The following is a 13,121-nucleotide window of genomic DNA, read 5'->3' as shown; positions in this document are numbered from 1 at the left end:
AAATAGTAGACTCAAACATCTTCTAATAACAATTTATATAAGGAGCTATTATTTTCAACTAGCTCGGCGAGTGTGTGACGGTCTAACTCTTTCAAAAACTGCTCAATTGCCTGATTTAACACCAGTTTTAGTCGACAAGCTGGGGTAATGTGGCAAAACTCAGCACTACAGTTTACTAATGAAAGTGGCTCTAAAGCACGAACAACCTCACCCACGATGATGTTTGTTGCAGGCTTGCCTAAACGGATCCCTCCATTTTTACCGCGAATAGCCTCAACAAAACCTAAATGGCTAAGTTGATTAATAATTTTCACCATATGGTTACGCGAGACACCATAGACTTGTGTCACTTCAGTGATACTCGTCATTTTGCCTTCTGGCAATGAAGCCATATATATCAATGCCCGCAATCCATAATCTGTAAAACTGGTTAATTGCACAATGACCTCTGAAAAGTGGTTTTCCCTATTAAAGTCGTTAAGGGATCAGTAATTATTAATGAGAATATCATTTTATTAAGCAATATTATGTTTAATTTTTGGACATTTAGCAAAGATATGCTCAAAAGTGAGTTATTTCCGTCTCTCACTTGACTATTAACAAAATAATAGCGATATCACAGACAAAGAAAAAGCGATACTGTCGATTTTCAACAGATCGCTTTCTTATTTCTGATATTACAACAATAACATTGTCTTACTGTTTTTTACGCGTTACTGATAGAACAGAAGCAAAACCGAGTGTAAAGCTGTCTTATCTTATGTGTAACACGTATTTTTATCTCAATTTAACCAACAAACAGATACGAAAAAATCGCCCCTGTCATTTTCAGGGACGATGTTCACATCAAACCAATTTAATGCAAATTATGCATCAAATGGATGACGGAGAATGATGGTTTCTGAACGGTCTGGACCAGTAGAAACGATATCAACAGGAACACCTGTCAGTTCTTCTACACGTTTGATGTAGTTCAGCGCTGCTTGTGGCAGTTGAGCATGATCTTTCACACCAAAAGTACTTTCGTTCCAACCTGGCATTGATTCGTAGATAGGCTCGATACCTTCCCAATCATCAGCTGCTAAAGGTGTTGTATCAATCACTTCACCATTTGGTAAACGATAACCAACACACAGTTTCACTTCTTTCAGACCATCTAACACATCCAGTTTAGTCATACAGAAACCAGACAGTGAGTTGATTTGAACAGCGCGACGAATAGCGATGATATCTAACCAGCCAGTACGACGGCTACGGCCTGTAGTTGCACCAAATTCTTGGCCTTTCTCACGTAAGAAGTCACCCACTTCATCAAACAATTCAGTTGGGAATGGACCTGCACCTACACGAGTAGAGTAAGCTTTGATGATCCCTAATACGTAACCAACATAGCGAGGGCCTAAGCCTGAACCTGTTGCCACACCACCAGCGGTTGTGTTTGAAGAGGTTACATACGGATAAGTACCGTGGTCGATGTCTAATAAAGTACCTTGTGCACCTTCAAACATCACTAACTCACCGTTTTGTGTTGCTTTGTACAGTAAGTCTGAAACATCAACAACCATACCTGTCAGAATATCAGCGATTGCCATGATATCATCTAAGGTTTTTTGGTAATCAACAGGTTCAACTTTGTAGTAGTTCACCAGTTGGAAGTTATGGTATTCGATGATTTCTTTGAGTTTTTGTGCAAACGCTTTTTTATCAAACAGATCGCCAACACGTAAACCGCGACGAGCAACTTTATCTTCGTAAGCAGGACCGATACCACGACCTGTTGTACCGATAGCTTTTTCGCCACGCGCTTTTTCACGCGCATTGTCTAATGCGATGTGATAAGGAAGGATTAACGGGCAAGCTTCAGATAGAAGTAAACGAGAACGAACAGGAATGCCACGATCTTCAAGTTGAGTCATTTCCTTCATCAGGGCTTCTGGCGATAAAACGACACCGTTTGCTATGATGCTAACAACATTTTCACGGAGAATGCCTGATGGGATTAAATGAAGAACGGTTTTTTCACCGTCGATGACTAGAGTGTGGCCTGCGTTATGGCCACCTTGGTAGCGAACAACATATTTAGCGCGTTCTGTCAGCAAATCGACTATCTTGCCTTTGCCTTCGTCACCCCACTGGGTGCCCAATACGACAACGTTATTACTCATTTCAAAATACACTCGGTTGCTTAAAAAAGGATTCTACCATCTCAATTCAAGAGTTACAGTAGATTTTATCTAATTATGTCATCCCCGCTTTTAAGCAATAGATTATCTTGCCATTGTCAATATTTTTGCCCGAAAAATCCGCATCACAAACGTATTGTGAATTTTATCAACAGTTTTGATCGCAAAAACAGGAAGCAGAGTGACATAAAAGTGAAAATGGCGAAGAAGACGCTTCGGAATTGCCGAAGGTTTATCTTGAAATGCAATTTTCACTTTATACTATCCCAGCTAAAACCATTTTGGAAACCATTAAGCGTAAATTTTCATCTTTTTATGCACAATTATTTATTTCTTAGCTAGATTACTCGCTTTATCTTATTGATATCAAAAAAAAATCCCCCACTTTTTAAGGTGGAGGATTTTATTATTTACTCAAACGGTTTAATACGTTTGGAAATTACTCTTCAATCGCTCGCGCTTTTGTTGGTGCTTTCATATAGCGTAAGAAATCGCTATCTGGGCTTAACACCATGACGTCATTGCCATCTTGGTTAAAGCTCTTTTCATAAGCACGTAAGCTACGAATGAAGGCATAGAAGTCTGGATCTTGGTTGAACGCATCAGCAAACAGTTTAGTCGCTTGAGCATCACCTTCACCGCGAAGACGTAATGATTCACGCTCAGATTCAGCAAGTGTCTCTGTTACGGTCTTATCCGCAGCTGCGCGAATTTTCACAGCTTGCTCTTGACCTTGAGAGCGGTGACGACGAGCAACGGCTTCACGCTCTGCACGCATGCGCTGATAAATCGCCTCAGAAACTTCCATAGGTAAGTTTATTTGCTTGATTCGAACGTCAATCACTTCAATACCTAAAGCCGCCATACTGTTCATATTGATAGCAGGCGCTTGACCTTTGGTTTCTTCAGCTACTTTCTTCGCAGCAATGGCAATCGCATCATCAGCAGCACTTGAATCACGAGATGGAGTACCTTCATTCAGTGCATTACGAACATCAATGGTTAAACGACCACGAGAATCCGTAATAATTTGGTTTACGCTCATACGACCAATCTCAGAACGTAAGCGGTCACTGAATTTACGACGCAGTAATGTTTCCGCTTGCGTTGTATTACCACCACCTGTTGCCAGATAGTAGGTGCTGAAATCACTGATACGCCATTTCAGATAAGAGTCGACTAATAAGTCTTTATTCTCGCCTGATAAGAAACGGTCTTGCTGGATATTCATAGTTTGAATACGCGCATCCAGTTTTTTCACATTCTCAATAAATGGAATTTTAAAGTGAAGACCAGGTTCATAAACAACAGGTTTATTTTCAGCATCACGTACAACTTTCGCAAAGCGTAAAATAATACCACGCTCATACTGTTGAACGACAAATACAGAAGAGTACAACAACGCTAAAATAATAACTGCAACAACAGCGATAACTTTACGCATGATTATTGTCCTCCTTGATTATTGCCGTAAGGCTGACCATAACCGCCATTATTACTACCATATCCACCATTACCATAAGTCGTTGTCGCTGGTTTTTGTGTCGGTGCTGGATTTGCAGCTGGAGCAGGTGCCGTTACACGAGCTGGCGCCTCAAACGTATTCGATGGTGTAGATTGAGGTTGCTGACGTAACATTTGCTCTAAAGGCAGCACTAACATGCTGTTACCTTTATCATTAGCGATAACTTTACGTGTTTTTGATAGCACTTTTTCCATCGTTTCAATGTAAAGACGCTCGCGAGTAATTTCAGGAGCAGCACGATATTCAGGTAAGATTTTAGCAAAGCTTGCTACCTCACCTTCTGCTTTCATCACCACACTGGTTTTATAAGCCGTCGCTTCTTCAATCATACGTTGCGCGTTACCTTTTGCTAACGGTAACACTTCGTTTTTATACGCTTCAGCTTGACGAATTGTTTTTTGTTCTTCTTCACGGGCAGCGATTACGTCATCGAATGCCGCTTTTACCGCTTCTGGTGGGCGAGCAACTTGGAAGTTGACGTCCACAATCGAGATACCCATGTTATAAGGACGGATAGTCTCTTCTAATTCTTGACGTGTTTGGTCACGAATTTCTGAACGGTTAGAAGTCAGAATTTTTTCCATTTCTGAACGACCAATAACGCCACGTACTGCGCTGTCAGTTGCCTGACCTAAGCTGTTAATTGGTGTTGTCAGGTTAAACAGGAATGTTTCTGGATCGGAGACAACATACTGCACGTTTATCTCAACTTGAACCATGTTTTCATCTGACGTTAACATCATGCCACCCGTAGTTAAATCACGGATAGTTTTTACGTTAACAGGCTGAACTTCATCAATGAAAGTCGGTTTCCAGTTCAGACCAGGTTCAACGATTTGGTAAAATTTACCAAAACGAGTCACTACACCTTGTTCTGCCTCTTTGATGGTATAAAAACCACTTGCAGCCCAAACCACGACTACCGCACCTAATGCAAGAGAAATCAAAAGATTTCCAGCATTACTACGAGGACCGCCATTTTGCCCAGAAGAGGAGTTTCCACCTTTTTTACCGCCGAAACCACCAAGCTTTTCACTCAGTTTACGGAACATATCATCGAGATCTGATGCTCCGCGATTCCGACCTCCTTGATTGCCGTTAGAGTTACCGTTGCCATCGCCATTATTATTGCCGCTGTTTCGGTTACCCCACGGGTCGCGGTCTTGTCCGTTGTTACCGGGCTGATTCCACGCCATGTTCTAGCTCCATTATTATGATTAGATTTATCAGGCTTAAGAGCCGATTTCGTCGCCAGCTCTCAGTTAATGTTCATTATTATGGCCGAGTTTCAGACCACGTAATCCAATAAATTTGGTTCCTGCTTGCAAAGGCGGCGCCAGTCTACCATAGGCATACGTATGATTAGCCCAACTTTACCGTCTTTTTCAATCCATTCACGTTCTATCGACTGTAATTGATAAAAACGACTACGTAAGCGCCCTGTATTTTCTGGCGGTAAACGTAATTCAAAGTGTGCGATCTCACCTGAAAGACGTTCTGTCAACGCCTGATACAACAGAGGAATACCTTCGCCTGTTTGTGCAGAAACCCAAACCCTAACGGGTAAGTTTTCTTCATTTCGATCAATTCTTGGAGTGAAGTCTTCAAGAAGATCAATTTTGTTCATAACATGCAGTGTTGGTATTTCTTGAGCATCAATCTCTTCTAATACACTTTCAACGGCATGAATATTTTCCTCAAAACGGCTATCTGCTGCATCAATAACATGAAGAAGTAAGGTCGCTTCTCGTGTTTCTTGCAAAGTCGCTTTAAAAGCAGCAACAAGATCGTGAGGTAAATGTCGAATAAATCCAACAGTATCGGCTAATACAACGGTTCCCACATCATCAACTTGAATACGTCTTAGTGTCGGATCTAATGTTGCAAAGAGCTGATCTGCTGCATACACATCAGAACAGGTAATGAGATTAAATAAACTCGATTTCCCTGCATTCGTGTAACCAACAAGGGATAATGTTGGAATATCAGCTTTACTCCGCGCTTGCCGTCCTTGTTCACGCTGACGCTCAACCCTACCCAATCGCATTAGAATTTGACTAATTTTACCTCGGAGTAAGCGGCGGTCTGTTTCTAGCTGAGTTTCGCCTGGTCCTCGTAACCCGATCCCCCCTTTTTGTCTTTCAAGGTGAGTCCACCCTCTGACTAAACGGGTTGATAAGTGACGTAACTGGGCGAGTTCTACCTGTAGCTTTCCTTCATGAGTTCTTGCTCTTTGAGCAAAGATATCAAGGATAACTCCCGTGCGATCAACCACACGGCATTCACAAAGTCTTTCCAGATTTCGCTCTTGTGCAGGTGTCAGTGCATGATTAAATAAAACAACATCTGCACCACTTGCTTTTACAGCCTCGGCAATTTCTTCTGCCTTACCTTCACCCACATAATATTTAGGATGAGGTGCTTTACGATTTCCTGTAATAATCTGAACCGGTTTAACACCCGCAGATGTCACCAAAGATTCAAATTCTTGCAAATCATCAACGTTCTTTTCTTGAGAAAAGAATACGTGCACTAAAACGGCTAATTCGCCACCTTCATAACGATCAAACAAAGGCGAAACCTCTTGGACTTTATAAAAACAGGAAAAAACATAGGTAAAGTCTCCCTACCTATGTTTTTCTTATATCAAGAATAATATTGAATTATTACTCTGCAACATCATCCTGCTGAGCAGCACCACCATTGTAGCCTGTACCAGTTTGGTTCGTGCCTGTATTGCTATGATGAGAAACAGGACGCGAAGGTACCACGGTAGAGATAGCATGTTTGTATACCATCTGACTTACTGTGTTTTTCAGCAAAATAACAAATTGGTCAAAAGATTCGATCTGACCCTGCAATTTAATGCCGTTTACCAAATAGATAGAAACGGGAACCCTTTCACGACGTAATGCGTTCAGGAAAGGATCTTGCAAAGATTGCCCCTTAGCCATTCTATGTTTTCCTTATTTTGTTGTTTTATATTAGAACCCAATTGGTTCGAAAAATGAACTACTCAAAAATTGCGCTTTGGCAACTATCAATTTTACACAAACCTACCATCTATGCACTAACTACCTGCAAAACAGTGTCAAGAGATTGTTTTGGATCTTCACTATCAAGCCAGTGAATGTCATTCCAACCTCTTAACCAGGTGATTTGTCGCTTCGCTAATTGCCGGGTAGCGCAGATCCCTCGATAAACCATCTCATCATAATCTATTTCGCCAGATAAATATGACCACATCTGGCGATAACCGACACAACGTACAGAAGGTAAATCTTCATGCAGATCGCCCCGTTCATATAATGATTTTACTTCATCTTCAAATCCACACGTTAACATCTGTTTAAAACGAGCTTCAATGCGTTGGTGAAGAACATTTCTATCTTTCGGAGCAATCGCAAATTGATAAACATCATAGGGCAAAGACTCGCCTGATATTTTTGTCAATTCTGTCATTGTCTTACCTGAAATCAGGTAAACTTCTAGTGCACGAGAAAGTCGTTGAGGATCATTAGGATGGATCCGTTGTGCTGCAACAGGATCAACTAATGCTAACTCTTTATGTATTGCCTCCCACCCTTGTTCTGCTGCTTTTTTCTCTATTTCAGCACGAACATCAGGATTTGCACTGGGTAAAGGCGATAGACCTTCAAGTAACGCTTTAAAATATAGCATAGTCCCGCCCACTAATAGTGGAATTCGCCCAGCTGCGGTAATTTCTTCCATGGCATTTAATGCATCACGTCGAAAATCAGCTGCGGAATAGGGTAATGCGGGGTCTAGAATATCAATTAATCGATGTGGCGCAAGCGATTGCTCTGTCGCATCTGGCTTTGCAGTACCAATATCCATACCACGATAGATAAGCGCAGAGTCCACACTAATAATATCTACAGGCAACTTTTGTCTTAGTGCAATTGCTAATGCCGTTTTACCTGACGCTGTAGGCCCCATTAGGAAAATTGCTTTAGGTTTTATTTGCGTGTTTACTTCGCTCATTATTTAATGCCGCTACCACCGATTGTAATTCTATTAATTGTAATAAGTTTTTTGCTGGCCGTCTGACATATTGCGGACAAAGTCTTTCAATATCAGCCAATAGTCCTACTGCTTGAGCTTGCGACCACTGTGCTTGCTCTGCACCTAATTGTTTTGCAAACCACTGTCCAAGTTGTTGCTCGGTACAAGATTGCTCTGCTGACAAATAGGCTAATAATGCTGTCAGTAACATAGGTAAATTTTGCTGGCGCAAAGGTAACGACACAGCATGTATTGTTGCTTTACCGTGAGAAATTTCGATAACGATCCCGAAATGACTGATTAGCGATTGAAACTGATTGAATACGCTAATCTCCTCTTTACTCAATGCCAACTTTAAAGGCACTAGCAAAGGTTGTGGCTTCAATGTTTCATCTTTAGGCAGTAATTGCGCACATTTTAACAGAAAATCTGCTTCTTCCAATGATAACAACCCAAGACCTTGTGAAGATTCTATTAACGCATATTTGTGCTGATAAATTGCCAATACTCGCCCAAAAGTATAATCAGTTCGTCCATCTTTCGCATTGACAGAACGAGGCATCACCGAAATAGTATCTTCTTCGATATTATTAGTTGTATGAACGATTTCACCTAAATTCAATGGGGCACGGTCAGGAAATAGTGGTATTTTCTCTTTATCTTTTGATGTAGAGATACTTTCTTGCATCATTTTTTGATAAAGCGCGCCTTGTGTCCGTTGATAGCTCTCACCAAACTGACGACGATCTCCAAATTGAGAGGCTTGCTTTTGAGGTGAGTTATTGTTGTGCTCTCGTTCACTGAATTGGTGTGATGATGATGTATTTTTCGGAGTTTGAGCTACGGGTGCTTGATAAGGCTGAGAAAATACGTTTTCACCCGCAACTTGACGATTTTCAGGAAAGTTTAACGCTGTTTCGTGTTCTTCTTCATCATCTGAAGTGAGTGATAAAGACTCTTGCGTTGCTTGTCGTAAAACACTCAGCACACCTTGATAGATAAAATCATGAACCAAACGAGACTCATGGAAGCGAACTTCATGTTTAGCAGGATGGACGTTAACATCAACTTGGTGAGGATCAACGCTTAAATACAAGATGTAAGAGGGTTGCTGCTCTCCTTGTAAATACCCATCATAGGCTTGACGAATAGCATGATTAATCAATCTATCACGCATCATTCGTCCATTCACATAACAATACTGAATTTCACTACTTTGCACAGGTGATAAAGGATGTTCTACCCAACCTTTTATTGCTAAATCACCATGTTCCCACGATAACTGCATTGATTGGTTGACAAAATTATTACCACAAATCGCACTCAAACGGCGATTTTGCTGACTTTCATCTTTCACTGCACGGTATTGCCGAACACGTTTACCGTTATGAGTAAGATTGATGGAGACATCAAAGCGCGATAACGCAATGCGGCGCACCACTTCATCAATATGTGCAAACTCTGTTTTTTCAGTACGTAAAAACTTACGCCTTGCTGGCGTGTTATAAAACAGATCAAGGACTTCAACCGTACTTCCTACGGGATGAGCCGCAGGCTTAACCGTCACAGCCATATCTCGGCCTTCGGCGTAAGCTTGCCATGCCTCTTCTTGATCTTGAGTACGCGATGTCAGCGTTAAACGAGAAACTGAGCTAATGCTCGCTAATGCTTCTCCACGAAAACCCATACTCATTATGGCTTCGAGATCATCAAGACTTGATATTTTGCTAGTTGCATGGCGAGCAAGTGCTAACTTCAAATCATCACGATTGATACCGCATCCATTATCACGAATGCGAATTAGCTTGGCGCCACCTTTATCGATATCAATATCAATTGAGGTCGCGCCTGCGTCTAAACTATTTTCCAGCAACTCTTTAACAACAGAGGCGGGTCTTTCAACAACTTCCCCTGCGGCAATTTGGTTTGCAAGCTGAGGAGGTAATAAATTTATCGCCATTACCTTTATTCCATTCTACTCAATCAATTAGGCGCGTTTTGTAAAGGGTGAGCCAGAAAATAATTTCTTAAACCAGCGTGAATAGATGCCGCAAGTTTCTCTTGATAAGCATCAGAAATCAGTAATTGCTCTTCTGACGCATGACTGATAAAGCCTGTTTCAACTAAAATTGAAGGGATATCGGGTGAACGTAAAACACCTAAGCTTGCATGCTCTGGTGTTTTCTTATGTAGTGAACCCACTTTTCTTAGTTCAGACAATACAGCAACGGCAACGTCATAACCCACTCGCTGTGAATTACCAAACTGTAAATCGAGTACTGTTTGGCTTAAATAAGGATCAGCCCCGTCTAATGCATCACCCGCACCACCGAGTAATTCAGATTGTTTCTCGCTTTGCTCAAGCCACTTACCTAATTCACTGTTTGCACGACGATTAGAAAGCACCCATACAGAAGCGCCTCTTGCACTACGATTGGGTGCTGAGTCTGCATGAATAGACACTAACATATTTGCACTTTGCTTACGGGCGACTTCAGAACGCCCCGCAACTGAGATAAAATAATCGCCGCTGCGTGTTAGAACAGGCTTAAACATAGGATCATTACGTAAGCGAGCTTCTAACTTTCTTGCCACACTTAGCGTTACGTCTTTTTCACGATTACCTTTCTGACCAATCGCACCGGGATCTTGCCCACCATGACCCGCATCTATCGCAATAATAATTTGGCGAGAGCCTGCTTGCGGTTTTGAAGGTGTGGTGCGTGGTTTTGCAATGGGAACAACAGGCGTAACCTCGGTTACTGGCTTAGTCATTAAAGGCGCCATTTCCCGATTTGTATTTGCACTTGAATGTGATGTCGTTGCTGTTGCAGTTGCAGTTGGTGATAACGCAACAACACTTACTGTCGATTGGGCATTGCTATTTTGTCGAGCATTCATAGCTTTGATAGTAAGCACTAACTTATAGCCACCACTTACATTCATCAAACTTTCAGTCACCACAACAGGCTGAGCAAGCTCCACGACCATACTTTGGTATTGGCTATCTTTTGATTGCGTTGAGCGAATTTTATGGACTAACTGCCCATTGCCTAATGTTACTGGTAATCCCGTGATTTTTGTACCCTGTTTAAAGTCCATCACCAAACGGTCAGGACTTTTTAATGAGTAATATCGATAACTAGGCTTCCCATCACTAAAAGTAAATGTAAGGGTTGTTGCTGAAATACCGTTTTCTGCTTTTACTTCTGTCACAGTAGCGGCTTGTGCTATTTGCACAAAAAATAAAGACAAAACAACCAACAGAAAGGCAACAACATAGCGCTGACTTTGACTCACAGTAGTGATGAGACTCGACATAATCAATATTCCTTTATGCAGACTGAATACGGGATAAAACAGTGTTCCCTCTTGGTGAAAGGGCAACAAAACGCGCTTTTCGAGCTTCATCTTCGTAGCTTAAATGAAGTTCTAAATCTGCGTTAGGTAAAAAGCCTTCACCTTGAGATGGCCATTCAACAAGACATAACGCATCTTGTTCAAAATAGTCGCGTATTCCCATAAATTCCAGCTCTTCAGCGGAAGCTAAACGATAGAGATCAAAATGATAAACAGGATTTGGCGAAAGCATATAAGGCTCAACTAATGTATATGTTGGGCTTTTAACATGCCCTTGATGACCAAGCGCTTGTAAAAAGCCTCGGCTAAAGGTTGTTTTTCCAGCACCAAGATCGCCATATAAATAAATGATCAATCCGCTATGATCCGTCGCTATTGCAACAGTACGCCCTAGTTCAACTGTTGCCGCTTCATCTTCTAATGTAACAACCCATTCTTTCATATTTATATAATCTATTGTTAAGTTATAACGGCTTAATAAAGAGAGATCGTTGGAGAACATCAAATACTAAGCTTTATATGTTTTCTTAAGGCAAATAGTTATCGAAATTACTATCAAATAACCATACCATAAATCTATTTATTGCGAGGATTTTTCCTACCGCCTCACTATGATACACTGCGCGCTCTTAGGACTCACCTCTTACCTACTGATTCGGTTTATTCATGTCATCACTCGATCTTAATCTTCTCGCTCAAAACATTAAATTATGGGGTTCTGAGCTAGGTTTTCAACAAACAGGGATATGTGATACTGACTTATCACTTGAAGAACCTCGCCTGCAAGCTTGGTTAGATAAGCAATATCATGGTGAAATGGCATGGATGGAAAAGTATGGAATGACACGAGCCAGACCTCATGAACTGGTTCCGGGTACATTACGCGTTATCAGTGTCAGAATGAATTATCTCCCCACGGATGCGGCTTTTGCACGAACCTTAAATAACCCAGAACAAGGCTATATCAGCCGTTATGCGCTTGGTCGGGATTATCACAAAGTATTAAGGCAGCGTCTTAAAAAACTCGGCGAAAAAATTTCACAATATTGTCAGCAATTTGAATATCAAGGGGTAGTCAACTTTCGTCCTTTCGTTGATTCAGCCCCTATTATGGAACGCCCATTAGCTGTTAAGGCAGGACTTGGCTGGGTTGGTAAACACTCACTTGTTATTAATAATCAAGCAGGCTCTTGGTTTTTCCTTGGTGAACTACTGATTGATTTGCCGTTACCTATTGATAGCCCAGTTGAAGAGCAATGCGGTAAATGTGTCGCCTGTATGACAACCTGTCCGACAGGTGCCATTGTTGAACCTTATACTATTGATGCTCGTCGCTGTATTTCTTATCTCACTATCGAACTCGATGGTGCTATTCCTGAAGAATTTCGCCCTCTAATGGGTAATCGCATTTATGGTTGTGATGATTGCCAGCTTATCTGTCCTTGGAATCGTTTTTCATCACTGACTGACGAAGAAGATTTTTCACCAAGAAGAGCACTTCATACTCCAGAATTACTCGATCTCTTTCAATGGAATGAAGATAAATTTTTGCGTATCACTGAAGGTTCGCCGATCCGTCGTATTGGTTATTTACGTTGGCTTAGAAATATTAGCGTGGCGTTAGGAAATGCACCTTATCAAGATAAAATTATACTTGCCTTGCAAGAACGCTTTGGATTGAGTGATGTTTTAGATGAACATTTAAACTGGGCGATTGCACAGCAGACAGCGAAGAGAAATGAAAAAGAAGTAAAAATACAGACTTCACAACAAAAACGCTTAGTAAGGGCGATAACTAAAGGCTTACCTCGTGACGCTTAATTTTTAACAGGATAAACGCATTACGAATAACCATTAATTTCCTCTGTGAATAAAATAAAAATCCCTTGCCTATCAACATGAAAAAAAAATTCAAGCGAACTAAGACTCAAAATTTAAAAAAATTAAAATAAACTTAGTTATCAATTAGATATAAAATCCAATCAATTTGTTGAAGAGAATAATATCCTTATCACTTAAGGATACGT

General features: G+C 41.1%; 11 protein-coding genes. 1 reads left to right on the top strand and 10 read right to left on the bottom strand.

Going from position 1 to position 13,121, the window contains the following annotated elements; translation table 11 throughout:
• Nucleotides 1-11 precede the first annotated feature (11 nt).
• The 10 genes from nsrR to tsaE all read right to left on the bottom strand — a co-directional run bounded on the left by nsrR (nucleotide 12) and on the right by tsaE (nucleotide 11,536).
• Entirely contained in the window at nucleotides 12-440 is a 429-nt protein-coding gene (nsrR, locus tag ACNARN_RS10260; protein WP_109372704.1) for a nitric oxide-sensing transcriptional repressor NsrR, read from the bottom strand.
• Between the two features lie 426 nt (nucleotides 441-866).
• On the bottom strand, nucleotides 867-2,165 hold the full coding sequence (locus ACNARN_RS10255; protein ID WP_099076371.1) for an adenylosuccinate synthase: 1,299 nt from the start codon (nucleotides 2,163-2,165) through the stop codon (nucleotides 867-869).
• A 457-nt stretch (nucleotides 2,166-2,622) separates the two neighbouring features.
• Nucleotides 2,623-3,627: a protease modulator HflC gene (gene hflC / locus ACNARN_RS10250; protein ID WP_075672791.1), complete on the bottom strand. Its 1,005-nt coding sequence runs from the start codon at nucleotides 3,625-3,627 to the stop codon at nucleotides 2,623-2,625.
• A gap of 2 nt (nucleotides 3,628-3,629) precedes the next feature.
• Complete coding sequence (gene hflK, locus ACNARN_RS10245; protein ID WP_198620231.1) at nucleotides 3,630-4,904, bottom strand: FtsH protease activity modulator HflK; 1,275 nt, start codon at nucleotides 4,902-4,904, stop codon at nucleotides 3,630-3,632.
• Between the two features lie 92 nt (nucleotides 4,905-4,996).
• Nucleotides 4,997-6,280 (bottom strand): ribosome rescue GTPase HflX, encoded by a 1,284-nt coding sequence (hflX, locus tag ACNARN_RS10240; protein WP_198630252.1) that lies wholly within the window; start codon nucleotides 6,278-6,280, stop codon nucleotides 4,997-4,999.
• Between the two features lie 94 nt (nucleotides 6,281-6,374).
• Complete coding sequence (hfq, locus tag ACNARN_RS10235; protein ID WP_075672788.1) at nucleotides 6,375-6,662, bottom strand: RNA chaperone Hfq; 288 nt, start codon at nucleotides 6,660-6,662, stop codon at nucleotides 6,375-6,377.
• Between the two features lie 109 nt (nucleotides 6,663-6,771).
• The gene (miaA, locus tag ACNARN_RS10230; protein WP_196533568.1) at nucleotides 6,772-7,713 is read right to left on the bottom strand and encodes a tRNA (adenosine(37)-N6)-dimethylallyltransferase MiaA; all 942 of its coding nucleotides are present in this window, start codon (nucleotides 7,711-7,713) and stop codon (nucleotides 6,772-6,774) included.
• Nucleotides 7,682-9,694: a DNA mismatch repair endonuclease MutL gene (mutL, locus tag ACNARN_RS10225; protein ID WP_416304440.1), complete on the bottom strand. Its 2,013-nt coding sequence runs from the start codon at nucleotides 9,692-9,694 to the stop codon at nucleotides 7,682-7,684. Before mutL ends, miaA begins: the two co-directional genes overlap by 32 nt.
• A gap of 23 nt (nucleotides 9,695-9,717) precedes the next feature.
• Nucleotides 9,718-11,055 (bottom strand): N-acetylmuramoyl-L-alanine amidase, encoded by a 1,338-nt coding sequence (locus tag ACNARN_RS10220; RefSeq protein ID WP_198620233.1) that lies wholly within the window; start codon nucleotides 11,053-11,055, stop codon nucleotides 9,718-9,720.
• A gap of 13 nt (nucleotides 11,056-11,068) precedes the next feature.
• Nucleotides 11,069-11,536 (bottom strand): tRNA (adenosine(37)-N6)-threonylcarbamoyltransferase complex ATPase subunit type 1 TsaE, encoded by a 468-nt coding sequence (gene tsaE, locus ACNARN_RS10215; protein ID WP_416304439.1) that lies wholly within the window; start codon nucleotides 11,534-11,536, stop codon nucleotides 11,069-11,071.
• A 224-nt stretch (nucleotides 11,537-11,760) separates the two neighbouring features.
• On the opposite strand from tsaE, the gene queG reads away from it, so the two are divergent.
• Complete coding sequence (queG, locus tag ACNARN_RS10210; RefSeq protein ID WP_109372709.1) at nucleotides 11,761-12,915, top strand: tRNA epoxyqueuosine(34) reductase QueG; 1,155 nt, start codon at nucleotides 11,761-11,763, stop codon at nucleotides 12,913-12,915.
• Nucleotides 12,916-13,121 lie beyond the last annotated feature (206 nt).

The sequence above is a fragment of the Proteus sp. TSJ240517 genome (assembly GCF_047921575.1).
In the GTDB taxonomy this organism is placed as follows: domain Bacteria; phylum Pseudomonadota; class Gammaproteobacteria; order Enterobacterales; family Enterobacteriaceae; genus Proteus.
This window is presented reverse-complemented; position numbering and strand designations above follow the sequence as displayed.

What these genes read in the sequence shown, in the direction of transcription:
- hflC (WP_075672791.1), bottom strand. Translation starts at nt 3,627, where the DNA reads ATGCGTAAAGTTATCGCTGTTGTTGCAGTTATTATTTTAGCGTTGTTG.
- mutL (WP_416304440.1), bottom strand. Translation starts at nt 9,694, where the DNA reads ATGGCGATAAATTTATTACCTCCTCAGCTTGCAAACCAAATTGCCGCA.
- ACNARN_RS10255 (WP_099076371.1), bottom strand. Translation starts at nt 2,165, where the DNA reads ATGAGTAATAACGTTGTCGTATTGGGCACCCAGTGGGGTGACGAAGGC.
- tsaE (WP_416304439.1), bottom strand. Translation starts at nt 11,536, where the DNA reads ATGAAAGAATGGGTTGTTACATTAGAAGATGAAGCGGCAACAGTTGAA.
- hflK (WP_198620231.1), bottom strand. Translation starts at nt 4,904, where the DNA reads ATGGCGTGGAATCAGCCCGGTAACAACGGACAAGACCGCGACCCGTGG.
- hfq (WP_075672788.1), bottom strand. Translation starts at nt 6,662, where the DNA reads ATGGCTAAGGGGCAATCTTTGCAAGATCCTTTCCTGAACGCATTACGT.
- queG (WP_109372709.1), top strand. Translation starts at nt 11,761, where the DNA reads ATGTCATCACTCGATCTTAATCTTCTCGCTCAAAACATTAAATTATGG.
- ACNARN_RS10220 (WP_198620233.1), bottom strand. Translation starts at nt 11,055, where the DNA reads ATGTCGAGTCTCATCACTACTGTGAGTCAAAGTCAGCGCTATGTTGTT.
- miaA (WP_196533568.1), bottom strand. Translation starts at nt 7,713, where the DNA reads ATGAGCGAAGTAAACACGCAAATAAAACCTAAAGCAATTTTCCTAATG.